The organism is Pelagibacterium limicola, from assembly GCF_015694405.1.
Lineage (GTDB): Bacteria > Pseudomonadota > Alphaproteobacteria > Rhizobiales > Devosiaceae > Pelagibacterium > Pelagibacterium limicola.
This window is the reverse complement of record NZ_JADQDB010000002.1, coordinates 158,948-182,227: the sequence shown is the minus strand read 5'-3', so window position 1 is coordinate 182,227 and position 23,280 is coordinate 158,948. Positions and strand designations below refer to the sequence as shown.

Below are 23,280 nucleotides of genomic sequence, written 5' to 3'. Positions count from 1 at the left end.
GACTTATCTAGTCGTCTTTTGACAAGGCCGATATGCATCACCCGCATACCGAAAGGAGGGCTATTCGGGCCGGTCGAATAGGCCCTTGGTCATACGCGGGAAATCGGTAGCAGGAACGCCAAGGTCATCGGTGTCCGTTCGCGGTACGTGACGGATGCGGCCCCAATGGTGTGGGACCCGCTTGGGGCCAGGTCGGTCGCTCCAAACGATTCTTACGAACATCGAGTCCTCCTTTAGGGGCTGGCTCGAGAATCGAAAGATAGGCGAGAATCGCGGACATGAGAATCGGAGGCAGCGCAAGGCGCCTATGCGGGGCACGCATGCAACCCTTACGCTTCCGCCATATTGCCGAAGACGGCCGGCTTATTGCGCGGCCGTTCCCATCCGCAGCGGCCTGCGGCTCATGACTTCCTTGAGAAACCGGCCGGTATGCGAGCGGGGGTTCTCTGCAACTTCCTCGGGTGTGCCGACGGCGACGATCTCGCCGCCGCCATCGCCCCCTTCCGGGCCGAGGTCGATGATCCAATCGGCTGTCTTTATTACTTCCAGGTTGTGCTCGATGACGATCACGGTGTTGCCCGTCTCGACGAGTTCCTGCAGCACTTCGAGCAGCTTTGCTACGTCGTGGAAGTGCAGGCCAGTCGTTGGCTCATCGAGCACGTAGAGCGTGCGCCCCGTGGCGCGCTTGGAAAGTTCCTTGGCGAGCTTGACCCGCTGCGCCTCGCCGCCCGATAGAGTCGTCGCCTGCTGGCCAATCTTGACGTAGCCGAGCCCGACGCGCTGGAGCGTCACGAGCTTGTCGCGGATGACGGGAACAGCCGAGAAGAATTCAGCGCCTTCATCCACGGTCATGTCCAGCACGTCCGAGATAGACTTGCCCTTGAAGTGGACCTCGAGCGTCTCCCGGTTGTATCGGTGACCCTTGCATACGTCACAGGTGACATAAACATCGGGGAGGAAGTGCATCTCGATCTTGATGACGCCATCGCCCTGGCAGGCTTCGCAGCGCCCACCTTTGACGTTGAACGAGAACCGCCCCGGGCCATAACCGCGCGCCTTGGACTCAGGCATATTGGCGAACCACTCGCGAATATGGGTGAAGGCGCCGGTATAGGTTGCTGGGTTCGAGCGCGGGGTGCGCCCGATAGGGCTCTGGTCGATATCGATGACCTTGTCGAGAAATTCGAGGCCGGTGAGACTTTCATGAGGCGCGGGATGAACGCGCGCGCCGTTGAGCCGCCGCGCGACAGCCTGATAGAGTGTATCGATGGTCAGCGTAGACTTGCCGCCGCCCGAAACGCCGGTAACAGCCACGAAAAGCCCCAACGGGATATCGACCGAGACGTTCTTGAGGTTGTTGCCAGCGGCGCCGACAAGGCTGATCTTCCGACCCTTCTTGGGCTTGCGGCGGTCTGCGGGGACGGAAATGCCCATGCGGCCGGAGAGATACTGTCCGGTGATGCTGTCAGGATGCTCGAGAATGTCTTCCGGCGTGCCCTGCGCAACGATCTGTCCTCCATGAACGCCGGCGCCCGGGCCGATGTCGAGCACATGGTCGGCTGTGAGAATGGCGTCCTCATCGTGCTCGACGACGATCACGGTGTTGCCGAGGTCACGCAGCCGGCGCAAGGTGTCGAGGAGGCGTGCATTGTCGCGCTGATGCAGGCCGATCGAGGGTTCATCCAGCACATAGAGCACGCCCGTCAGTCCTGAGCCGATCTGGCTGGCAAGGCGGATACGCTGGCTTTCACCGCCCGAGAGCGAGCCGGAATTACGCGAAAGCGTCAGATATTCGAGGCCGACATCGTTCAGAAACGTCAGGCGCTCGCGTATCTCCTTCAAGACCCGCTCGCCAATGGCGCGCTGGGTCTCATTGAGCTTGCCGGGCAAGGCCTCGAACCAGTCGGCTGCAGCACGGATCGAGAGGTTGGCGACCTCACCGACATGATGTCCGGCGATCTTGACCGCGAGCGCTTCCGGCTTGAGGCGGTAGCCGTTGCAAGCAGGGCAGGGAGCGGCGGACATATAGCGCTCGATTTCCTCGCGTGCAGCAGAGGATTCGGTCTCGCGATAGCGGCGTTCGAGATTGCCCACCACGCCTTCGAAGGGCTTTTTGGTCGTGTATTTGCGCAGACCGTCGTCATAGACGAACTCGATCGACGTCTTGTCGGTGCCAAAGAGGACCGCGTGCTGCACTTCAAAGGGAAGATCCTGCCAAGCGGTGCCTGTCGAAGCCTTGAAGTGCCGGGTCACGGCCTGCAGAGTCTGCAGATAATAGGGCGAAGACGTTTTCGACCACGGCGCGACCGCGCCATCGCGCAGCGAAAGCGAAGGATCGGGCACGACAAGGTCGGGATCGATCTTGGCTTCTGTGCCCAATCCCGAGCAGACGGGGCAGGCGCCGAAGGGGTTGTTGAAAGAGAAAAGCCTCGGCTCGATTTCTGCAATGGTGAAGCCGGAAACCGGGCAGGCGAATTTTTCCGAAAAGGTCAGGCGTTCAGGGGCACCATCCTCGACGGTCCGATCGGCGAATTCGGCGATGGAGATGCCATCGGCCAGCCGCAGCGCAGTCTCGAAGCTTTCGGCCAGACGGCTGGAAATATCGGGATTGACGACGATGCGATCGACGACGACCTCGATATCGTGTTTGAGTTTCTTGTCGAGGGCCGGGGCTTCCTCGATCTCATAGAATTGTCCATCGATCTTGACGCGCTGGAAGCCCTTCTTGAGAAGGTCTGCAAGTTCCTTGCGATATTCGCCCTTGCGCCCACGGACAATGGGGGCAAGGAGGTAGAGCCGCGTGCCTTCTTCAAGCGCCAGCACCTTGTCGACCATCTGCGAAACCGTCTGGCTTTCGATGGGCAGGCCTGTCGCCGGGGAATAGGGGATACCCACCCGCGCGAAGAGCAGGCGCAGATAGTCATAAATTTCCGTGACAGTACCCACCGTGGAGCGAGGGTTTCGCGACGTCGTCTTCTGTTCGATCGAGATGGCTGGCGACAGACCGTCGATCTGTTCGACATCAGGCTTTTGCATCATTTCGAGGAACTGGCGGGCGTAGGCCGAAAGGCTTTCCACGTAGCGGCGCTGCCCCTCCGCGTAGATGGTGTCGAAGGCGAGAGAGGACTTGCCTGAACCCGACAGGCCCGTCATCACGATGAGTTTGTCGCGCGGTAGCCGCACGTCGATATTCTTGAGGTTGTGTTCCTTGGCACCGCGGATGACGATGTCACGATTGGGATTGGATAAGTCCGTCATTATATGCGGTCCAGGCAAAAGCAGCAGCGAAATAAATTCGGGAGATGATACGGGACGCCACGGGCGCGCCCGGCTCACATAAGCACAACCACCAGACACCGCAAGGCGATGCGGCGAATTGAATTTACACGGCTAGAACATAAAGAGAACGATTTGATTCCGTCAATGGTGTTTATGGTGCCCGATCCGTGCCGTTAAAAGCGCTGAAAATCGAACATAATAGGAACATGTGTATTTGCACCAATCCGATCATCTGTGTAAAAGCAGAACGGTAGGCGGATTGGAGCAGGGTTAGGCCATATAATGCCGATCGGAAAAACATTAGAGGTTTACGATGTCTGGTAGCGTCAACAAGGTCATTCTGGTGGGAAATCTGGGAGCAGATCCTGAAATCCGTAGCCTGACCAATGGCGGCAAGGTTGCTCAGCTCTCGATAGCGACTTCCGAGCGTTGGAAGGACCGCAACAGCGGGGAACAGCGCGAGCGCACCGAATGGCACCGGGTGGTGATCTTTTCGGAAGGGCTGGTGCGTGTCGCCGAGCAGTTTCTGCGCAAAGGCGCCAAGGTTTACATCGAGGGGCAACTGCAGACCCGTAAATGGCAGGATCAGGGTGGGCAGGACCGCTATACGACTGAAATCGTTCTGCAGGGATTCAACGCCACGCTCACCATGCTCGACGGACGCGGGGAGGGGGAAGGTGCAAGCGGGGGCTACAACCAGGGCGGGGGGCGGCCCGTGGAGAACCGCGGCCGGCCGCAAAGCGCCCCGGCGTTCGAGTCGGGCGGGATGGACGACGACATTCCGTTCTAATCGAAACGGAAAAGGCGGCCTCGGTGCCGCCTTTTTTTTGTTCAGAGCCTATTGTTCTTCTGACGGCCCGGTGCTCGGCGGTTCGTCATCGAGATCGTCACGATTGCGGACAACCTCGATTTTGACGCGGGTAGCCAGTGCGGCGATGGCCCCAATCGCAGCAAGCCAGGGTGCCGCAAGAACCACCACGCCACCAGCAATTGCGCCGGCGGTCAGCGGAATTTCGAGAAAGCTGTCGCCGCTCTCGGTTTTCAAGCGCACCGTGCGTACGTTACCTTCTGCGATCAATTCCTTGAGACGCTCAATCAACTGGTGACCGGCAATCTCGATTTCTTCGGTAAAGGTCCGGGACTTCTTGTCATCGTCTTCCATCTTCGCACTCCATCTGGCGGCAAGGGCATCTATTGCCCTTGAAGTGATGTGCGCGTTGACGCAAATCAAGATGGAAGGCGGCTATTGCGCCACGAACGGAATCCGTGCGGTCGTGCTGGCACCCGACGCGACGTGGGTAATCTTGAAATCGAGATGGATTTCGCTCCCGCGTAAGGACAGATCGGCATCAATACGGTGTTCGCCACGCTCATGGTTGCGATCAACGAGATTGAAAGCGATGTCGCTACCGCGGCGTTGGCCGATGGCGACACCTTGGAAGCTCGCCACGGAGGACATTATGGCTTCGTAGCGGTTGGCCGTCTCGACGAAGGCAACCGTGCCGGCGATTGCCAGGGTGCGGCCGGCCAGTGTGCAGCGACCTTCGATGGCAACCTTAGTTAGATCGGAATCGGACACCGACATGCGGCAGACGACCGTTTCGTTCTGGCCAGTTGCGGCAAACATTGCGGTTCCACGGCCGCGCCATTCACCGACGTAGCTTTTCAAGAGTTCTACGTCTGCCTGCGCCGCGCCGGCTGGCAGCGCAATCGGCAGGGCCGCAAGGACCATCAAGGCAAGGCTAAGCAGTCGCTTCATTTGTTCTATCGCTCCAGCGTTTATAGAGGCGTCCCCCGCCAATCAGCAGTGCCGGCAGGACCACAAGGTCTCCGATCAGCGCTGCGAGCAGAGAAATCACCGTCAGCATCCCAAACAATGCCACCTGCGGCAGCGCCGATATCATCAATACCGCGCAGCCCGCAATAAGGATCAGCGTGGTGGCGATCAGCGCAGGTCCCACGCGATCGAGCGTCGAATCGACAGCATCCGCAACAGAGGCGCCGCGCTCGCGAGCGCGGACGTAATGGGCGAGAAAATGAATGGTGTCGTCCACAGCAATACCGAAAGCGACCGTCAGCGAAATGACAGTGGTCAACTGCAACTGAATGCCTGATGAATAAAGGATGGCTTCCGTGATGAGGATGGGCAGGGCGTTTGGAATAAGCGAGACCAGCGCGATCTTCCAAGAGCGGAACGCAATGCCGATCAAAAGGACCGATGCCAGCACTGCTAGCCCGAGACTGAGCTGGAGTGTCGAGATCATGGAGATGGTGGCGTAGGCCGTCAGCACCCTGAAGCCGGATATTTCGACATCGGTCAAGCCGGCCCGGGCAAGATCGGCGCGAACGGCCTCGATAACGCTTTGCGTCTGGCTGGCATCCTGGGATGTGGGCGAGAACGCGGTTATCATCGCCTCAGTACCGTCTTCACTCAGGAAGCGCCGCTGGAGGAAGGGGCTGACCGACCCGAGGATTTGCTGGCGGGAGAAGCCGGACTCCGAATAGTGCCTGAAGCTCGCGGCCGAAATTACCTTTCCCCTGCCGAAGTGCTCCTCGGCAAGCCCGTGGACAAGCTCTACCAAAGCGAAATCGTCATCGGACATTTCCTCGATTCCGCCTGAAAGGGGGATTCTGATGTAGACGGGGGCGACACCGCCGACGCCGGTATCGATCCGCTGGCTGGTCTGCAGGGAGTCGCTGCCGCGGGGCAGGTAATCCTGAAACGAGAACCGCGGCTCGAGCAGGACGTGGGGAACGAGGAGCATGGCTGCCGCAATCAGCGACAGGATGGCTATGCGCCGCGGCGCCGCGCGGACAAGGCGACGAACCAAGGGAATTGGTGCGGTAAGCGCTACCGAAGGCGCCCGGCGCGTGCTGTAGCCAAACCAGAGTGCCACCAGAAGAGACAACGGCAGGAAGGTAACGAGGGCGACGAACGCGATGGCCATGCCGATCGCGCCGGAGATGGCAAATTCCTGCAAACCCTGTCCTGGCGCCAGTGCCAGCGTCAAGAAGGCGACAATTGTGGTGATCGCGGTAAGCGCGCAAGCCGGGCTGACCTTTTTCACCGTTTCCGAAAGCGCTTCTTTCGGATCGGCGCCAGCCTGCCACAGCCGCAACCAGTAAAAGCAGAAGTACATGCTCTCGGCGAAGGCGATAACCAGGACCAGAGCAGAGATTATATTGGTGAGGAACGTGAAGGCGCCGAAAATGAGGATAATGCAGCCGGTTACCCAGAGTGCCGTGATTGCCGGGGCAAGCGTCGCCAGAAGCGCGCCCCAGAAGGTGCGGAAGGCGAGGAGTGCTGTTAGGAACCCTAGCAATACCCCGATCCCCATGAACATAAGCTGATCGTTGAGAGCGGCGCGTAGCAGTTCGCCCTTCCAGACAGGCGGGCCGGTCAACTCGATCCGAATGTTGGGCGCCTGGTAGGTCGAGACCAACGCGCGCAGCGAAGCGATCATCGCTGTATCGCCGTGGGCCCGAACCATTTCGGGGTCAGGGAACATGATCATTACGAGCCCGGAGTTGCCCTCCATGATGAGATTGCGCATCAAGGGATCGGTTTGGCGAAGCACTGATAGTGCGGTGTCAACCTCGTCGGCAGTATCCAGGTCCTCGGGTACGGCCGGAAGGGTGACGCCTTGTTCCACGGGCTTGCGCAGCGAGAAGGGCGAAAGCGTACCGGCAGCAAACGGTTCGAGCTCCAGCTCGAAAGCGAGAAAGCGCAGGTCCTCGAGCACGGCGGGATCGGTCAGGTCGGGGGATGAAACGAGGAGATAGACGTCGTTCTCGAACGTCCCGAACGTTTCGCCCAATTCCATATATCGGTCGAACTCGGCCCCGGATCCGCGATAGAGCCGCAGCAGGTCGCCATCGATCGAAAATCTGCTGGCTTGGTAACCGCACAGCGCGGTGAAGACGAAGACGAGCAGGGCGACGAGGCGCGGATAGCGCAACGTGACCAGCCCCAGACGCTCCAGACCAAAGCCGATGGACACGAAACTCCCCCTCCGCGATTCTCAGCCGACCTGTCGAGAACTGGTAACCAGTTGCAAACCCGCCGTCCAGAACGGTTGAGAGCCTAACGGTCAACAAAATGATCGGCGACGTAAGCCCCGCGATCCCCGAGGGGTTTCTCGGGGCCCACGGTTGTGTCGACGGAGGTCTGCAATTCGAGTTCTGCGTTCAGGACTGCGCCGAGGACGAATATAAGCGCAGAGATATAGAGCCAGAACAGCAATACCACCGCAGCGGCGAGCGAGCCGAATGTGGCTTCGAATTCCCCGAAGTATTCGACATACAACGAAAACAAGAGGCACGCGCCCAGCCAGAGGACTGATGCCAGCGTCGCTCCGGGCCAAATCCAGCGAAACTTTGCTGCCTTGCGACTGGCGGTAAAGCGGTAGAGGAGTGAAAAGGCCACGATAGATAGCGCCAGCAGCGCAGGCCAGCGCAAAAGCAGAGCGAGGCGCTCGCCGGTTCCGGGGATAGGGGAGAGGGAGGTGATGATCGGGATAGCGGCAACCAGCGCAAGCGCAACGATCATGAACAGAGCGCCGCATACGGTCACGGCGAAGGAAATCAGGACGGAGCGCATAAAGCTCCTCTCGTCCTTTTCATGATAAGCGACCGAACTGGCGTACATCAGAGCGTCGACACCGCGGGATCCGCTCCATAAGGCCACGACGATCGAAACCGCCAAACCGATGCCCAACCCCGCCGGCGGCTGGCGCATCACCGAATCGAGCTGGTTGACAATCACCGCAAACGATATGTCCGGCATGAGAGCGCCAAGGCGCTCGATCTCGGATCTCAGCACGGCGTGGTCACCGAAGATTCCGACCAAAAGCACCATGATGGCGATGGCGGGAAAGATGGAGAGAAAGCCGAAAAACGCTACACCTGCGCAGCGGAGCGAGGTGTCTTTGTCCGACATGGCGCGCGTCACCCGCCAAACGGTGGCTGTCCAGCCCCGCCAGCCGATCCGGGTCGGCGATCTCGCCTTTTGACCCTCGGCCGAGCTCATAATCAGCCCGCGCTCAGTATGCGTTCGATCTGATCAACCGGATGGTTGGTAAGCGTTTTGGGGACTTCTCCGATCACACGGTCAGATACCATGGAATGGAGTTCCTTGCGCAACTCTCCCAGGATGCGCGGGGCTGCACACAGGACGATTTGCTTGAAGCGGTTTTGGGTTGCGAACCGATAGAGCAGGTCGGCGGCATCGCGAGCGAAACGCTCCTCGGCCAACCGATGCCAGTCGGTTTGTTCCATCGCGCTCCTCTGGCTTGGTCCTGAGTCGTACATCCTGCCGGGCGCGTCGGTACCTTGATCGCGGGTCGCCGGATTTTCCTGTTCCATTTCCCGAACGACCTTGAAGTCGGGTTGTTTGCGAGTACCGGCATTCTCGAAGAACAGGGCTTTTTCCCCGTCGGCGACCAGAACCCAAACCTTGTTGTCGACCTGGAAATCCATTTCCTGCATTTGGCGGCTCCATTGTTGCTTTGCTTGGGAAACTCGCGTGCCGGGCATGGTGTTCCGGGATTGATTCAACCCGAGGTGAAGTCTGCGTACTTCCCAAGGCGCGACAGGAGAAGCGGAACGAGCAGCAGTGATGTAACCCCCAAAAGGACGGGCGAAAAACCCACGCGTTCGGCGAGAAACCCAATGACCGAGGGCGCAACCAGAATGCCCGAATATCCCATGACGGTCACGATGGACAATCCGATGCCGGCAGGTACGCCGGGCAGGTTGCCGGCTGCCGAAAATGCAATCGGGACCATGTTGGCAATACCGAGGCCGGCAAAGGCAAAGCCCGCGATTGCCAGGTCGGCGGTAGGCGCGAGGGAGCCGATCACCATGCCGATCATAGCTATTCCGGTGCAAATGCGTAGCGTCAGTATCGCGCCCAGCCTTTCGCGAATGGCGTCGCCCAGGAAACGCATGACCGCCATCGTGCCGGAAAAGGCGGCAAAGCCAAGGGCCGCCTTTTCGATGCTGGCATCAAGTTCTTTTTGCAGGAAGTGGGCAGACCAGTCGAGGATCGTGCCCTCCGGCAGCATGGAAAACAGCGCCATAAGTCCCACGAGATAGGGGAGTGGCGAGCGTGGAAATCGCAGGGGCGTGGCCTCCCGCGTCGCTGCGGTCGTATGGTCGCGCGCGATCCATGGCAGTATCAGTACGATCGCGAGGGTCGCGGCGATGGTGAAGATTATGGCGTGCCCGATCTCTCCGAAGGTTCCGATAAGCAGCCCCCCCGAGCCGGCACCGATCAGTCCTCCGAGGCTCCAGAAGCCGTGACATGAAGACATGATAGGCTTGGCCATACGCTTTTCCACGGCGACGGCGTTGGCGTTCATGGCGACGTCCATGCCGCCGATAAAACCGCCGAACAGAACGATGATGATCGCCACCATCCAAAGCTCCGGCAGCAGTGTGATGACAAGGAGCAGCGGCAGTACGACGACTGAGACCACACGCAGTACCGGCGCTGATCCGTACTTGGCCGTCATCGCACCGATCACCGGCATCATGGTGACCGAGCCGACGCCGAAAGCGAGGATCAGCAGGCCCATGATGGTTTCGCCGATCTCGAGCCGGTGCATCAGCAGCGGAATCTTGGGCGCCCAACTGCCGATAAGAAAGCCGTTGACAAGGAACAGTACCGAAACGGCAATTCGGTCTGTGCGCAGGCCGAAGGGCAGACGGACGAGCGGGGACGATTCGGCTATGCCGGTCATGGTTCGGGGACTCGAATGGAGAGAAACGGAAGCAAAGATAAAACCCACCAAAACGTTTTGAGCAAGGGCGTTCGTTCCTATATAGGAGCGAGCTTAAATTTTCGGTGGACGCTGTGCCTTGAGTGCGTCACAGAGCCCGCAATAACTGGTATCCCCGGGCGGAATCGCATACACCAGCGCCCAGCAGAAATAGTGCAGAACGAGCATCGTGACAGATACGCCTGAAAACGACGCCGGCGGGATCGGCCCGACCGATATCAACCCGATCTCCATCACCGACGAAATGCGGAAATCCTATCTCGATTACGCCATGAGCGTGATCGTTTCCCGCGCGCTGCCGGACGTGCGGGATGGGCTCAAGCCCGTGCACCGCCGCATTCTTTATTCGATGCATGAACAGGGCTACGAACACAACAAGCCCTACCGTAAATCGGCGCGCGTCGTGGGTGACGTGATCGGTAAATATCACCCGCATGGGGACTCTGCGGTCTATATGTCCCTCGTCCGCATGGCGCAGGATTTTTCCATGCGCGTCACGCTTATCGACGGGCAGGGCAATTTCGGTTCGGTCGACGGCGATATGCCGGCCGCGATGCGGTACACCGAAGTGCGCATGGAAAAGGTCACCGGCACTTTGCTGGAAGACCTGGACAAGGACACCGTCGATTTCCGCGACAACTACGACAATTCCGAGCACGAGCCGTCGGTTCTACCCGCTAGGTTTCCCAACCTTCTGGTCAATGGTGGTGGTGGCATTGCCGTGGGCATGGCGACCAATATCCCGAGCCATAATCTGGGCGAGGTGATCGACGCCACTCTGGCCGTGATGGACAACGCGGACATCACGGTCGAGGAACTCATGGAAATCATGCCTGGTCCCGATTTCCCGACGGCCGGTATCATTATCGGCAAGTCCGGCATTCGCTCGGCCTACGAGACGGGGCGCGGCTCTGTCCTGATGCGCGGCCGCGTCACCACTGAGGAGGTGCGAAAAGAGCGCGAAGCGCTGGTCATTCACGAGATTCCCTATCAGGTGAACAAGGCGACGATGATCGAGAAGATCGCCGAGATGGTGCGTGACAAGCGTATCGAAGGCATTTCCGACATTCGCGACGAATCTGACCGACAGGGCATGCGGGTCGTGATTGAACTCAAGCGGGATGCGGTCGCGGACGTCGTGCTGAACCAGCTCTACCGCTTCTCGATGCTCCAGACATCATTCGGCTGTAACTTCGTGGCGCTTAACGGCGGCAAGCCGGAGTTGATGTCGCTTAAGGCTATCCTCGAAGCCTTCCTGCGCTTCCGCGAGGAAGTTGTGACGCGGCGGGCCCGTTTCCTGCTCAACAAGGCGCGCGACCGCGCCCATGTGCTGGTCGGGCTCCTGGTTGCGGTCAACAATGTCGATGAGGTAATTCGCCTGATCCGCTCGTCGCCCGACCCTGCAACAGCGCGTGAAAAGCTGCTCGATCGGGATTGGCCGGCGGCGGACGTGGCCCATCTCATCAAGCTGATTGACGACCCACGCCACCGGGTTAACGAGGACGGCACGTTCCGCCTGTCCGATGAACAGGCGCGTGCTATCCTCGCGCTGACGCTGTCTCGCCTTACAGCACTAGGCCGCAATGAAATCGGGGACGAACTCAACGGCCTGGGCGGCCAGATTGAGGACTATCTCGATATCCTGCGTTCGCGCCAACGCGTCCTCGATATCATTCGCGAGGAACTTCAAGAGATCAAAACGCAATACGCGACGCCGCGGAAAACGCAGATCGATGAATTTGCCGGCGATCTCGATGATGAGGATCTCATCGCGCGCGAGGACATGGTGGTCACCGTTTCCCACGCCGGCTACATCAAGCGCGTGCCGCTTTCGACCTATCGCGCGCAGCGCAGAGGCGGGAAGGGGCGCTCGGGCATGGCGACGCGCGACGAGGACTTCGTCGCACGGCTGTTCGTGGCCAACACGCATACACCCGTCCTGTTCTTTTCTTCACGCGGCATCGTCTACAAGCTCAAGGTTTGGCGGTTGCCGGTCGCGGCTCCGAATGCGCGCGGCAAGGCGCTCATCAACATGCTGCCGCTCGAAGAAGGTGAGCGCATAACCTCGATCATGCCGCTGCCCGAGGATGAGGACACCTGGGATAGCCTCGATGTGATGTTCGCCACGACCGGTGGCAACGTGCGGCGTAACAAGCTCTCGGATTTCGTCGAGGTGCGCCAGAATGGCAAGATCGCCATGAAGCTCGATGAGGGCGATGGCATCGTCGGTGTCGAGACGGCGAGCGAGATGGACGATATACTGCTCACGACTGCGCGCGGTCAGTGCATCCGCTTTGCGATCACCGATGTGCGCGTCTTCAAGGGCCGCGATTCCACCGGTGTGCGGGGTATCAACCTCGCCGATGGCGATACCGTCATCTCGATGTCCGTGCTCCGGCATTTTAATGCGTCCTCGGAAGAGCGCGTAGCTTATCTCAAGATGAGCCGTGCCGTGCGGGGAGAGCTCGACGAGGCCGAAGCGACGGATGAGGAACCGGTGATCGCTTCCGCGCTGTCGCAGGACCGTTATGTGGCAATGAGTGCTGCCGAACAGTTCGTGCTGACCATTTCCGAAAACGGCTTCGGCAAGCGAACTTCTTCCTACGAATATCGGATTACCGGGCGTGGGGGCAAAGGCATCGTCGCGATGGCTGTAAATGCACGCAATGGCGAACTCGTCGCGTCTTTCCCCGTGGAAGACGACAACCAGCTAATGCTGGTTACCGATGGCGGTCAGGTGATCCGCGTTCCGGTCGAAGACATCCGGATCGTTGGGCGATCGAGCCAAGGCGTTACCGTTTTCCGCACGGCGGACGACGAGAAAGTCGTTTCGGTCGAGCGGATCCATGAGCCTGTGAACGGCGAGGATGGCGCAGATATCGAGGGTGCCGAAGACCCTGAAGCTGAATAAGCAGATAACGCGGCCTCTTGCCAAAGGCAGGAGGCCGTGGCTAGCTCCCGGGTTCATTTCAGGAGCACTATGATGCCCGATACTGCTTCACTCATCGCCTTTATCACGGCAGCCTTCTTTATCGCCGTTGTTCCCGGCCCGACTGTCACGGTCATCATCGCGAGCGCCCTTTCGCGCGGGACGCTCGCCGGGCTCGCCATTATCGCCGGAACGCAAATCGGGCTCATGACCATGATACTGGTCGTCGCGCTGGGCCTCGAGGCCGTGATGAGTTTCATGGGCTGGGCGTTCGACATCATCAAGTTTATTGGCGCGGCCTATCTCATCTGGCTTGGATTCTCGATGCTGCGTTCGCGCGGCGAAATCGAGCGCCTGGAAGCAGAAAGGCACCGCACGCTGCGCGGCTATGCCATGCAGGGCTTTTTCGTCATTTGGGCAAACCCGAAGGCGCTGCTGTTCTTTGGAGCGTTTCTGCCGCAGTTCGTCGTCGATTCGGGTTCGGCGTTGCCGCAGATCGTTTTGCTCGGGGCGTTGTTCATGCTGATCACGACGCTGAGCGACGCGGTCTATGCCGTTCTTGCAGGACGGGCACGGCACTGGATCACTGCGGCCCGCGTCAAGCTCGTCAGCCGCATTTCTGGAGCGATGCTGATCGGCGGCGGCATCTGGCTTGCACTCCAGCGGCGAGCATGACAAAACCTCAGCCATGACCAACCGTGTGGGATTTTACCCGGGCTCATTCGACCCTGTGACCAACGGGCACCTCGATGTGATCGAGCGTGCCTGTAAGCTCGTGGATCGGCTGATCGTGGGAATCGGCGTTCATGCCGCAAAGTCGCCATTCCTGCCGGCTGCAACGCGCAAGCAATTGCTGGCTGAGGTTGCGGCGCCGATTGCTCAGCGGCATGGAATCGGCGTCGAGATCGCCGAATTTGACGGGTTGATGGTGCATGCGGCCCAGAAACTGGGCGCGACCATCGTAATCCGAGGGTTGCGCGATACGACCGATTACAACTACGAGATGCAGATGGTGGGCATGAACGCCCAGATGGCACCGGAGGTGCAGACCGTCTTTGTGCCGTCGAGCCCCTATGTTCGTCATATTTCGGCGACGCTCGTCCGCCAGATTGCCGAGATGGGCGGGGATGTGACCCCGTTCGTTCCACGTACTGTTCTCAAAGCTCTGGAGAAATAATGGCTGCGCATGCACCCAAGCCCACCAACCGCAGGGTTGGATTGCTCGTTCTTGCTCTGGTCGCCCTGTTTGGCGTTGTGGTTGTTTGGCCCTACACACCATTCGGGCAAACCGAAACACCAATGATCGCCCAAGCCGAGATTCCCGCTGACACGCCCGTTGCCGCGCTGACGCTGGCAGATGGCGAAGTGCTGATTGCGCTCCGTCCAGATCTGGCGCCCAACCACGTCGCGCGGATAACCGAACTCGCCAATTCCGGGTTTTATGACGGCATTGTCTTTCATCGCGTGATCCCCGGGTTCATGGCCCAGACAGGCGACCCCACGGGCACCGGCACGGGCGGTTCGGATTTGCCGAACCTTGAAGCCGAGTTCTCCAATGCCAACTTTACACGGGGCACGGTGGGCATGGCGCGTTCGGCAAATCCGAATTCCGCCAACTCGCAGTTCTTCATCGTCACCGCGGATTCTCCACACCTCAATGGGCAATATACTCTCTTTGGAAACGTGATTTCCGGTATGGAGCTCGTGGACAACATCAAGCAGGGCGATCAACGCGCCAATGGTGTAGTCGATGATCCCGACGCGATGATTTCGCTGCGCGTTGCCACCCCCAAATAGATTTCACCACACGAAGGACAGGACAATGGCTGCTTACGCCGATCCGGAAAACACCATCATCATGGAAACCACGAAGGGCACGGTCGTCATCGAACTGCGTCCCGATATCGCGCCGAACCATGCAGCCCGCATCAAGGAACTGGCGCGCGAAGAATTTTATGACGGGATCGTATTCCATCGCGTGATCGAGGATTTCATGGCGCAGGTCGGATGCCCGAAGGGCAATGGCACAGGGGGCTCCGACAAGCCCGATCTCGCCGCCGAATTCTCGACGGAAAAGCACGTTCGTGGTACCGTTTCGGCTGCGCGTTCGGCCAATCCCAATTCGGCCAATTCCCAGTTCTTTATCTGCTTCACCGAGGCGCCTTGGCTGAATGGTCAGTATTCGGTGTTCGGCAAGGTGATCGAGGGTATGAATGCCATCGACCAGCTCGAGCGCGGCGAACCGGTCCGCAGCCCGGACAAGATCGTCACGATGCGCGTGGCCGCGGACGTCTGATGCCTGTGCTGGCGCGCGCAGTCATTGCACTCGGACTTGTTCCGGTTCTGGCTGCGCACGCCAGTGCGGATGTTATCAAATGTGACGCTTCGGACGGGCAATCCTCGATCGAAATTGCCGTCGATTTTTCCGAAACGCGCGATGAGGGGGCTATCGAGGGCGTGCGTGTTCTTACGCCCGAATTCCGGCTCTCGACCTATCCGAAGGACAGTGAGCGTCCGCCCGAGACCTTGGCCTTTTCGGATGTTTTGTTCGACCGCATCGAACTCGGACTGGAGTCGGCCAACACAGGTCCGATGACACTTGTGGTCAACATAGTCCGGGCGGCGGTGTATGCTCCTGACGACGAACCGGAAAGCGACGTTGTCGTTGCTGGCGTCGCCCGCATCGGCTCGGGCAGAACGGTTACGCTGATCTGTACGGGCTGGTAGTTCTCTATCCTGCCTGGCCAATCAACCCAGCGGTGACGATGAAAGCCGATCTCTTCGATTTCGAATTGCCCGACGACCGGATTGCGTTGCATCCGGTCAGCCCCCGCGACAGCGCGAAACTCCTGGTCGTCAGTCCGGAGGGCCGGTTTTCCGACCGTGTCGTCACCGATCTTATCGACATCCTCGAACCCAACGACGTGCTTGTTGTCAACGATACCCGCGTCATCCCCGCCGAGCTCAAGGGCGCGCGGCACAGAGGCGAATATGTCGCCAATGTCTCGTTCAACCTGCACAAGCGGGTGGATGGCAATACCTGGCTGGCCTTCGCGCGTCCGGCCAAACGGCTTGCGCCCGGTGACCGCGTGGTCTTTGGGGAGGCATCTGAAGTCTGCATGCTCGAAGAGCTTTCGGCGACCGTCAAGGCGGTCGAGGAGGGGCAGGTAACGCTGGCTTTTGATTTCTCCGATGCCGTGCTCGATGAGGCGATTAAAGCGCGCGGCGCGATGCCTTTGCCGCCATATATCGGTTTGAAGCGCGGTATCGAGGAGCGGGACAAGTCCGATTATCAGACCGTTTACGCCAAGCATGATGGCGCCGTCGCGGCGCCGACAGCGGGCCTGCATTTTACCCCCGAACTGCTTGATCGACTAGAAAACAAGGGCATCCGGATAGAGCATGTCACGCTCCACGTCGGGGCAGGGACCTTCCTGCCCATGAAGGCGGACGATACCGACGATCATGTCATGCACGCGGAATGGGGGGAGATTTCGTCCGAGGCGGTCGAACGCGTCCGAGCTGCCAATGCCAAAGGCGGGCGGGTCATTGCGGTAGGCACCACCAGCCTGCGGCTCCTCGAAAGCGCAGCACGGGCAACCGGCGAGCTTGAAGCCTTCGCCGGCGACACGGATATCTTCATCACGCCGGGCTTCAAGTTTCGTGTCGTGGACGTCCTGATGACCAATTTCCACTTGCCGCGCTCGACGCTCTTCATGCTGGTCTCGGCCTTTTCCGGCTTGGAGACCATGCACAAAGCCTATAAGCACGCCATCGACAACGGATATCGCTTCTATTCCTACGGCGACTCCTCGCTGCTTTTCCGGGCCGGTGATGACTGAGCATTTCAGTTTTACGCTTCTCAAGAGCGACGGGTTTGCCCGGCGCGGGCGGATCGATACACCGCGCGGAGATATCCGCACGCCGGCTTTCATGCCTGTGGGCACGGCGGGAACGGTGAAGGCGCTCTATCCCGAGCAGGTGCGCGAAACCGGCGCGGATGTCTTGTTGGGCAACACGTATCACCTGATGCTGCGCCCCGGCGCCGAGCGTGTTGCGCGGTTGGGCGGTTTGCACCAATTCATGGACTGGCAGCGCCCAATCCTCACCGATTCCGGGGGGTTTCAGGTGATGAGCCTCGCGCAGCTCCGTAAGCTCGACGAGAACGGCGTTACCTTCAAATCGCACATCGACGGGTCGAGCCACAGCCTCACGCCCGAACGATCCGTCGAAATCCAGAAGTTGCTCGATTCCGACATCATCATGCAGCTCGATGAGTGCGTCAGGTTGCCGGCCGAATATGCGGAGCTCGAACGCGCAATGGAGCTTTCGATCCGCTGGGCCGAACGATCCAAAAAGGCATTCGATGATGCCAGCGGCAGGGCGCTGTTCGGGATCGTGCAGGGCGGCGACAATGCGGAGTTGCGGGGGCGCTCCGCAAAGGGGCTGACGGACATCGGCTTTCACGGCTATTCGGTCGGCGGGCTGGCCGTCGGCGAACCCCAGGACGTAATGTTCAAAGTGCTTGAAGAGGTAACGCCGCAGCTTCCCGCCGACAAGCCACGGTACCTCATGGGGGTGGGCAAGCCCGATGATTTGCTCGGCGCTGTCGCGCGCGGTATCGACATGTTCGATTGTGTGCATCCTACGCGCGCCGGGCGTCACGGCCATGCCTATACACGCTTCGGTGTCGTCAATCTCAAGAATGCCCGCCACAAGGATGATCCGCGCCCGCTGGACGAAACGTCCCCCAACCCGACGGCGCGGCGCTTTTCGCGCGCCTATCTCCATCATCTTGTACGCTGCGAGGAAATTCTTGGCGCGATGATCCTCTCCCAGATCAATCTTTCCTACTATCAAGAGTTGATGGACGGGATGCGGCATGCGATTGAGAATGCGACTTTTGTCGAATACTGCGCAGCGATCCGCGAGGGATGGGCCCGAGGGGATATGCCCGCGCTGGATTAAAGGTTTTCCCAATGTCCAATAAAGCCCGCAAAGCCGCATTCGCTGACCTCGCCAAGCACAAAAAGCGTCTCACGGGCACAACCATGCGCGAGATGTTCGCGGCCGATGCCCAGCGCTTCTCGCGGCTTTCGGTACGCTTAGGCGATATCCTTTTCGATTATTCCAAGAACCGGATCGATACCCCGGCGCTGGAGGCGCTGCTTGACCTGGCCCGCGTATCGGGCGTCGAGGCGCGGCGTGATGCGATGTGGGCGGGCGAAGCGATCAACGGTACCGAAAATCGCGCCGTGCTGCATATGGCGCTGCGGCATTTCGGGGACAGCCCGGTTTTGGTCGACGGACAGGACGTTATGCCGGGTGTGCGCGAAGTGCTGGATCGCATCCGCTGGTTCTCCGAAGCCGTCCGGCACGGCGAGATCCGCGGCGCGCGGGGCGACCAGTTCACCGACATCGTCAATATCGGTATTGGTGGGTCCGACCTTGGGCCGGTAATGGTCACACAGGCGCTGGAGCCCTACACACGACCTGACCTCAGGGCGCATTACGTGTCCAATGTCGATGGCGCGCATATCGCGGACACGCTCAAGAGGCTCGATCCCGCAAAAACCCTGTTCGTCATCGCCTCCAAGACGTTCACCACTGACGAGACGATGACCAACGCGCATACAGCCCGCAAATGGCTGGCAGACGCTTTGGGCGATGAAGCCGTTAACGATCATTTCGCCGCCGTTTCGACCAATATTGCCGGCTGCCAAGCCTTCGGCATCCGAGAGGATCGGATTTTCGGTTTCTGGGACTGGGTCGGCGGGCGCTATTCGGTATGGTCGGCAATCGGGCTACCCGTTGCCATAGCCGTGGGTTACGAGAATTTCGAGGCGTTCTTGCGGGGAGCGGGGGAGATGGACGTACATTTCCGCACCGCGCCGCTCGAGGAGAACCTGCCGGTCATCATGGGCCTGATCGGTGTCTGGTACCGCAACGTCTGGGGTTTTGCCTCGCATGCCGTGCTGCCATACGACCAGCGACTGTCACGCTTCCCAGCCTACCTCCAGCAACAGGATATGGAATCGAACGGCAAGTCGGTGACGCTCAATGGCAAGTCCGTGCCGTGGGATACAGGGCCGATCATCTGGGGCGAACCGGGCACTAACGGCCAGCACGCCTTCTACCAGTTGATCCATCAGGGCACGAGCGTCATCCCCTGTGACTTCCTCATTGCAGCAAGGCCGCATGAAAACCTGCCCCCGCACCATGCGAAGCTGGTTGCCAACTGTCTTGCACAGTCCGAAGCCCTGATGCTTGGAAAGACCGAGGATGAGGTATTGTCCGAATTGAAGGGCGCGGGGCTATCCAAGTCGCAGATCAAGGCGCTGCTGCCGCATAAAGTCTTTCCGGGCAATAGGCCTTCGAACACTATCCTTTATAGCCAGCTTGATCCGGCGACGCTGGGCAAGCTGGTGGCGCTTTACGAGCACAAGGTGTTCGTGCAGGGCGCGGTTTGGAACATCAACTCGTTCGACCAGTGGGGCGTCGAGTTAGGCAAGCAGCTTGCCAAGGCCTTGCTAGCCAAGGTCGAGAATGCACCCGCTGGCGAAGGGCATGACAGCTCGACGGAAGGGCTTCTCGCCCATTTTCACGGATTGAAAGGGTAGCTGCATGACAATCACCTCGGAGGAAGAATTCGAACGTCTCAAGTCCATCGGGCGGATTTGCGCAATCGCGCGCGATGCGATGGCGGCAGCGCTCGAACCGGGGATGACAACGCAGGAGTTGGACGATATCGGTCGCAAGGTGCTCGATGAACACGGCGCGCGCTCTGCACCAGAGGTGACCTACAATTTCCCCGGTGCGACCTGCATTTCGGTTAACGAGGAAATCGCGCACGGCATTCCAGGAAATCGCGTGATCGGCGCCGGAGATCTCGTCAATATCGATGTTTCGGCAGAAAAGGACGGTATTTTCGCCGATACCGGCGCATCCTATATTGTGCCGCCGGGTACCCCACGTATCGACAAGCTGTGCCGCGACGGCAAGAAGGCGATGTGGGCCGGCATTCGGGCTGTGAGGTCGGGTGGCAATATCGCAGATATCGGGCAAGCGATCGGCAAGTTCGCTGGCACGAACGGGTACACGCTCATTCGCAACCTTGCGAGTCACGGCATCGGGTATGGCCTGCATGACGAGCCGGGCGAAATCCCCACATGGCCGGATCGCTCCGAGCGTCGGCGGATCGCCGATGGGCTGGTTTTCACCGTGGAACCGTTTCTTTCGCTTGGCGGAAAGATGGCACAGGAGAAGGCCGCTAACGACCCCTGGACGCTGGTGGCGGTGCCGAGCGCGCCGTGCGTCCAGTATGAGCACACGATCGTTGCGACGCGGCGTGGTGCCATAGTCGTTACTCTGGCAGCCTAAAATCCTTTTCTAAACCCGATCGTCGTGGCGTTGGCGCTTCCGCCCCCGCCGAGGACGTTCCATGCGCCGGAGCGGTGATGGAGACGCCAGAAGATCTCTGTATCCGGGTTATCGACGGTCGAGACCGAGATTTCGGGGCTGAGGTAGAAGAGGATTTCTCCCGGATAACCCTGCTCGGCGGCCCGCCTTGCCTCCACGCCTGCCGTATTGTCGACCACGCTGACCCCGAAAGTGAGAGCGGGCGTAATTCGCAATCCGGTTTCGCTCGTAAAGCCGTCATACCGGCCTACAACGCCGCCCCACATCTCACCCGTGGTATTGGCTCCAGCCCGAATGGCCGCCCCAATCTCCAGGCCGACACGGAAGTTCTCCATCGGCTCTGCAAAAAACTGCTGGTAACCGGCCCCCATGATCCCGATATCTTCATAGGTGGCGGCGAAGGGGTTCAGCAGTTCGTGCATGTAGCCCTCACCCATGAGGCCGCCGAAGAAAAATACGTTCCGATCCCCCAAAGCTGCATCCTGAGCGGCGGCCGGCATCGCCAACGTAACCCCGGCAAATGCAATCGCTGCGATCTTCATGGCAAATCCTCGGCCAACGTTTCCGCCCGTGGGGGAAACCTTGCCGGGAAACGCCGGAGAGAACGTCGCGGTTCCGGAGAGGCGTTTAGTCCGTCAGGACGAGCAATACGGGACCGCCGAGCAACAGTATGGACACAAGGGCGATCCGTGCCGGGATGACGGCTCGAACTTTTGCGAGTGGCAACAAGCTCACCACGAACACGACCACCGGGGCGATGATCGCAGTACGGAGGAAGCCGACGTCCAGGAAATTGCTGTATCCCGCCAGTCTGAGCAGGATCCAGTACCCGGCGACGAAACCCGCGATTGCTGCCATCACCATCAACAGGACATCGGCGAGCACCGCAATCATACGGTCGCAATATTGCGAGTCGATGATGAGGACCAGCCCGGTGAGGACCGAAAAGATTGCACTCAGTGCCATGATGGCGCGCAAATCCGACAGGGCAGCAATCGAAGAATGGGGGCTGTAGGCGCCGAACTCGCGCGCGCCCACCGCGTCCGGCAGAAAGGCGCCCAGCAGCCACACAATACCCAGCGTGCAGAAGGCACCAACTGCGAAGGCCATGGCCGTGACGGCCACCGCCTTGAGCCGCGACAAAGTGGAATTCATGCGACCTGTCCGTTTTCCGGCTTCACGAATCCGGTCCGATGAATACGGAATAGGCCGCGTAGCAGTAATTTGCCTCGCATTCCTGCAGGATCAGGTCAATCTCAATGCGGCCGGTATCGTCGGACTTGAAGTCGACTATGGGATAGTAATCGTCTTCGCGATCCTCGGCGAGGATCTTGCCGGCCTTGTTGTAGACCACAAGATCGAGATCGAAGCAGTCGTCGTCGCAATCGCCCATGATCTCCAGCGACCGGTTCGCCGGCACGTTGAGCGAGATACGCGAATTTGAACCCGGCGTCAGCCGGACTACGCCGAAGCTGTCGAGGATATAGCCTGGCAAGGTAATGTCGATGTTTTCCAGGATCTGTTCGTAAAGTCGCGAGGTGTGCACGTTCTGGGCTGCAAGTGGAGCCGGAAATACAACAAGCGAGGTAAACAGCCCAAAGGCAAACGCTTTTCCAGTCACCTTTTCCCCCATGCCAAGCACCAGCTTCACTTTTAAGCGCAAGGACCGTGGCTGTGCAAGATGGCGGAAGGTGGGAAGAATCGAGGTGTTGGCAGGCGCTGTGAACAAAAATAGGCGCCCACCTCGAAGGGGGCGCCTATCAGTGTGATCGTTAAGTGGTCTGCCTGACCCTGTTAAAAAAGGGCACCACTGTATTCTTGTCACGATGGTTCCCGCCGGCTCCTGCGGCAAAATAAGCCGCCGCAGCACTCACGGCCAAAGATGCAGCGGTGATAAACGCCACAAGAATGCCGACCCGCCGCGCCTGTTCTGCAGCCGCTGCAATGTCATTCTGAACGGCTTGGGCTTGTGCGATGACTTCATCCACACGCGCCTCTGCTTCGCCCTGTGAGAGATTCGTGCGGGATGCAACGACCTGCGCAAGATAGGTGCGGTCAGCATCTCCGACGCCGTCACCGGTCACCCCACCGACAATGATACGTGTGGCCTCGGCACGGGGGTCACCAGCTTCCCCGGTGTCACCGCGAAACAGGACGTCCACAGCATAGTCGAAGGGATCTGTCTCCAAGGCTTGCTCACCGGCAGTGGTCGCGGCAGCGCCAACGGCGGAACCGGCAATGTTCGATGCCGCGGAGGTCAGATGCCCCAGGCCGCCGAGCGCAAGTACCGCCATCATGACAACGCCCGTGGCCCATACGAGAAGGCCGTGCAGCCCATCGCGTACGTCAACTTCATGTTCGGTCGCGTTGTAGTGGGGCTTGCGCAGTCGGCCCGCGACGTAGCCGCCAGCCAAAAAGCCGGATACCTGTACCCATACCATCCACAATGCGATTGCGATCGCGGCCCAGAAAACGGGAGCATCCGTCCGGCCAAAGGGCCCGATCAATGACAGCCCGATAGCCGAGCCAAATGTGAGGAACAGGAAGGATATGGCAGACGCAAGGATCGCTCCGGCGAGTATAGCGGGCCAGTCGACGTAAGAGTGGTGGTCATGCCTTCCGGCGTGACCCGTAGCTGTATCTGCAGCGGGTGGCGTTTCGATAGCCATGGTTTGTCCTCCAGGTCAGGTGGTGGAACTTGCTTATGCAAGCCCAATGAAAGAGAGGATGGCCATGACCACCACGACAAGCCCGACAAGATAAATGATCGCGTTCATTGAGATGCCTCCAGCAAAGTTTCGGGCGCATTCATCGCCTCGAAGTCTAAAGTCTCTGAACGGTCGGGTGGTTCCGGCAGACGGAGCCGCCGTG

22 protein-coding genes are annotated in these 23,280 nt (G+C 59.7%); 11 read left to right on the top strand and 11 right to left on the bottom strand.

The window, feature by feature from the left end:
* Nucleotides 1-363 precede the first annotated feature (363 nt).
* Nucleotides 364-3,258, bottom strand: a complete 2,895-nt coding sequence (gene uvrA, locus I2G20_RS03845; RefSeq protein WP_196258373.1) for an excinuclease ABC subunit UvrA — start codon at nt 3,256-3,258, stop codon at nt 364-366.
* A gap of 334 nt (nt 3,259-3,592) precedes the next feature.
* Here uvrA and ssb point away from each other — a divergent pair, with 334 nt between their 5' ends.
* Nucleotides 3,593-4,069, top strand: a complete 477-nt coding sequence (gene ssb / locus I2G20_RS03840; RefSeq protein ID WP_196258372.1) for a single-stranded DNA-binding protein — start codon at nt 3,593-3,595, stop codon at nt 4,067-4,069.
* Nucleotides 4,070-4,117: 48 nt separating this feature from the next.
* On the opposite strand, the gene I2G20_RS03835 is transcribed toward ssb, so the two are convergent.
* From I2G20_RS03835 to I2G20_RS03810, 6 genes are all read right to left on the bottom strand, one after another.
* Nucleotides 4,118-4,441 (bottom strand): DUF4342 domain-containing protein, encoded by a 324-nt coding sequence (locus I2G20_RS03835; protein ID WP_196258371.1) that lies wholly within the window; start codon nt 4,439-4,441, stop codon nt 4,118-4,120.
* 81 nt (nt 4,442-4,522) lie between these two features.
* Nucleotides 4,523-5,038, bottom strand: coding sequence for a hypothetical protein (locus I2G20_RS03830; protein WP_196258370.1), 516 nt, complete (start codon nt 5,036-5,038; stop codon nt 4,523-4,525).
* The gene (locus tag I2G20_RS03825) at nt 5,022-7,280 is read right to left on the bottom strand and encodes an MMPL family transporter (protein ID WP_196258369.1); all 2,259 of its coding nucleotides are present in this window, start codon (nt 7,278-7,280) and stop codon (nt 5,022-5,024) included. Before I2G20_RS03825 ends, I2G20_RS03830 begins: the two co-directional genes overlap by 17 nt.
* An 83-nt stretch (nt 7,281-7,363) precedes the next feature.
* Complete coding sequence (locus I2G20_RS03820) at nt 7,364-8,308, bottom strand: YihY/virulence factor BrkB family protein (protein WP_281389581.1); 945 nt, start codon at nt 8,306-8,308, stop codon at nt 7,364-7,366.
* Between the two features lie 2 nt (nt 8,309-8,310).
* The gene (locus I2G20_RS03815) at nt 8,311-8,766 is read right to left on the bottom strand and encodes a host attachment family protein (protein ID WP_196258367.1); all 456 of its coding nucleotides are present in this window, start codon (nt 8,764-8,766) and stop codon (nt 8,311-8,313) included.
* 65 nt (nt 8,767-8,831) lie between these two features.
* The gene (locus I2G20_RS03810) at nt 8,832-10,022 is read right to left on the bottom strand and encodes an MFS transporter (RefSeq protein WP_196258366.1); all 1,191 of its coding nucleotides are present in this window, start codon (nt 10,020-10,022) and stop codon (nt 8,832-8,834) included.
* Between the two features lie 208 nt (nt 10,023-10,230).
* On the opposite strand from I2G20_RS03810, the gene gyrA reads away from it, so the two are divergent.
* The 10 genes from gyrA (at nt 10,231) to map (ending at nt 20,370) form a co-directional block, all read left to right on the top strand.
* A complete protein-coding gene (gyrA, locus tag I2G20_RS03805; RefSeq protein ID WP_343070301.1) occupies nt 10,231-12,972 on the top strand; it encodes a DNA gyrase subunit A in 2,742 nt (913 codons plus the stop codon).
* A 72-nt stretch (nt 12,973-13,044) separates the two neighbouring features.
* Nucleotides 13,045-13,665: a LysE family translocator gene (locus I2G20_RS03800; RefSeq protein ID WP_196258365.1), complete on the top strand. Its 621-nt coding sequence runs from the start codon at nt 13,045-13,047 to the stop codon at nt 13,663-13,665.
* A 13-nt stretch (nt 13,666-13,678) separates the two neighbouring features.
* Nucleotides 13,679-14,167, top strand: a complete 489-nt coding sequence (coaD, locus tag I2G20_RS03795; protein WP_196258364.1) for a pantetheine-phosphate adenylyltransferase — start codon at nt 13,679-13,681, stop codon at nt 14,165-14,167.
* Nucleotides 14,167-14,787 (top strand): peptidylprolyl isomerase, encoded by a 621-nt coding sequence (locus I2G20_RS03790; RefSeq protein ID WP_196258363.1) that lies wholly within the window; start codon nt 14,167-14,169, stop codon nt 14,785-14,787. Before coaD ends, I2G20_RS03790 begins: the two co-directional genes overlap by 1 nt.
* Nucleotides 14,788-14,812: 25 nt before the next feature.
* Nucleotides 14,813-15,286 carry a peptidylprolyl isomerase gene (locus tag I2G20_RS03785; RefSeq protein ID WP_196258362.1) on the top strand — a complete coding sequence of 158 codons (474 nt, stop codon included), beginning with the start codon at nt 14,813-14,815 and terminating at the stop codon, nt 15,284-15,286.
* Nucleotides 15,286-15,717, top strand: a complete 432-nt coding sequence (locus tag I2G20_RS03780) for a hypothetical protein (protein WP_196258361.1) — start codon at nt 15,286-15,288, stop codon at nt 15,715-15,717. The genes I2G20_RS03785 and I2G20_RS03780 overlap by 1 nt, the downstream gene beginning before the upstream one ends.
* A gap of 38 nt (nt 15,718-15,755) precedes the next feature.
* Nucleotides 15,756-16,832: a tRNA preQ1(34) S-adenosylmethionine ribosyltransferase-isomerase QueA gene (gene queA / locus I2G20_RS03775; protein ID WP_196258360.1), complete on the top strand. Its 1,077-nt coding sequence runs from the start codon at nt 15,756-15,758 to the stop codon at nt 16,830-16,832.
* On the top strand, nt 16,825-17,958 hold the full coding sequence (tgt, locus tag I2G20_RS03770) for a tRNA guanosine(34) transglycosylase Tgt (RefSeq protein ID WP_196258359.1): 1,134 nt from the start codon (nt 16,825-16,827) through the stop codon (nt 17,956-17,958). The genes queA and tgt overlap by 8 nt, the downstream gene beginning before the upstream one ends.
* A gap of 11 nt (nt 17,959-17,969) precedes the next feature.
* A complete protein-coding gene (gene pgi / locus I2G20_RS03765; protein WP_196258358.1) occupies nt 17,970-19,610 on the top strand; it encodes a glucose-6-phosphate isomerase in 1,641 nt (546 codons plus the stop codon).
* 4 nt (nt 19,611-19,614) lie between these two features.
* A complete protein-coding gene (map, locus tag I2G20_RS03760; RefSeq protein WP_196258357.1) occupies nt 19,615-20,370 on the top strand; it encodes a type I methionyl aminopeptidase in 756 nt (251 codons plus the stop codon).
* On the opposite strand, the gene I2G20_RS03755 is transcribed toward map, so the two are convergent.
* The 4 genes from I2G20_RS03755 to I2G20_RS03740 form a co-directional block, all read right to left on the bottom strand.
* The gene (locus I2G20_RS03755) at nt 20,367-20,951 is read right to left on the bottom strand and encodes a hypothetical protein (protein WP_196258356.1); all 585 of its coding nucleotides are present in this window, start codon (nt 20,949-20,951) and stop codon (nt 20,367-20,369) included. The two genes, map and I2G20_RS03755, sit on opposite strands and share 4 nt — an antisense overlap.
* An 85-nt stretch (nt 20,952-21,036) precedes the next feature.
* Complete coding sequence (locus tag I2G20_RS03750; protein ID WP_196258355.1) at nt 21,037-21,564, bottom strand: hypothetical protein; 528 nt, start codon at nt 21,562-21,564, stop codon at nt 21,037-21,039.
* Between the two features lie 22 nt (nt 21,565-21,586).
* A complete protein-coding gene (locus tag I2G20_RS03745) occupies nt 21,587-22,030 on the bottom strand; it encodes a hypothetical protein (RefSeq protein ID WP_196258354.1) in 444 nt (147 codons plus the stop codon).
* 151 nt (nt 22,031-22,181) lie between these two features.
* The gene (locus I2G20_RS03740) at nt 22,182-23,078 is read right to left on the bottom strand and encodes a hypothetical protein (RefSeq protein WP_196258353.1); all 897 of its coding nucleotides are present in this window, start codon (nt 23,076-23,078) and stop codon (nt 22,182-22,184) included.
* Between the last annotated feature and the right edge of the window lie 202 nt (nt 23,079-23,280).

Coding starts and splice junctions, on each gene's coding strand:
- uvrA (WP_196258373.1), bottom strand. CDS start 3,258: ATGACGGACTTATCCAATCCCAATCGTGACATCGTCATCCGCGGTGCC.
- ssb (WP_196258372.1), top strand. CDS start 3,593: ATGTCTGGTAGCGTCAACAAGGTCATTCTGGTGGGAAATCTGGGAGCA.
- I2G20_RS03835 (WP_196258371.1), bottom strand. CDS start 4,441: ATGGAAGACGATGACAAGAAGTCCCGGACCTTTACCGAAGAAATCGAG.
- I2G20_RS03830 (WP_196258370.1), bottom strand. CDS start 5,038: ATGAAGCGACTGCTTAGCCTTGCCTTGATGGTCCTTGCGGCCCTGCCG.
- I2G20_RS03820 (WP_281389581.1), bottom strand. CDS start 8,308: ATGAGCTCGGCCGAGGGTCAAAAGGCGAGATCGCCGACCCGGATCGGC.
- I2G20_RS03815 (WP_196258367.1), bottom strand. CDS start 8,766: ATGCAGGAAATGGATTTCCAGGTCGACAACAAGGTTTGGGTTCTGGTC.
- I2G20_RS03810 (WP_196258366.1), bottom strand. CDS start 10,022: ATGACCGGCATAGCCGAATCGTCCCCGCTCGTCCGTCTGCCCTTCGGC.
- I2G20_RS03800 (WP_196258365.1), top strand. CDS start 13,045: ATGCCCGATACTGCTTCACTCATCGCCTTTATCACGGCAGCCTTCTTT.
- coaD (WP_196258364.1), top strand. CDS start 13,679: ATGACCAACCGTGTGGGATTTTACCCGGGCTCATTCGACCCTGTGACC.
- I2G20_RS03790 (WP_196258363.1), top strand. CDS start 14,167: ATGGCTGCGCATGCACCCAAGCCCACCAACCGCAGGGTTGGATTGCTC.
- I2G20_RS03785 (WP_196258362.1), top strand. CDS start 14,813: ATGGCTGCTTACGCCGATCCGGAAAACACCATCATCATGGAAACCACG.
- I2G20_RS03780 (WP_196258361.1), top strand. CDS start 15,286: ATGCCTGTGCTGGCGCGCGCAGTCATTGCACTCGGACTTGTTCCGGTT.
- queA (WP_196258360.1), top strand. CDS start 15,756: ATGAAAGCCGATCTCTTCGATTTCGAATTGCCCGACGACCGGATTGCG.
- tgt (WP_196258359.1), top strand. CDS start 16,825: ATGACTGAGCATTTCAGTTTTACGCTTCTCAAGAGCGACGGGTTTGCC.
- pgi (WP_196258358.1), top strand. CDS start 17,970: ATGTCCAATAAAGCCCGCAAAGCCGCATTCGCTGACCTCGCCAAGCAC.
- map (WP_196258357.1), top strand. CDS start 19,615: ATGACAATCACCTCGGAGGAAGAATTCGAACGTCTCAAGTCCATCGGG.
- I2G20_RS03755 (WP_196258356.1), bottom strand. CDS start 20,951: ATGAAGATCGCAGCGATTGCATTTGCCGGGGTTACGTTGGCGATGCCG.
- I2G20_RS03750 (WP_196258355.1), bottom strand. CDS start 21,564: ATGAATTCCACTTTGTCGCGGCTCAAGGCGGTGGCCGTCACGGCCATG.
- I2G20_RS03740 (WP_196258353.1), bottom strand. CDS start 23,078: ATGGCTATCGAAACGCCACCCGCTGCAGATACAGCTACGGGTCACGCC.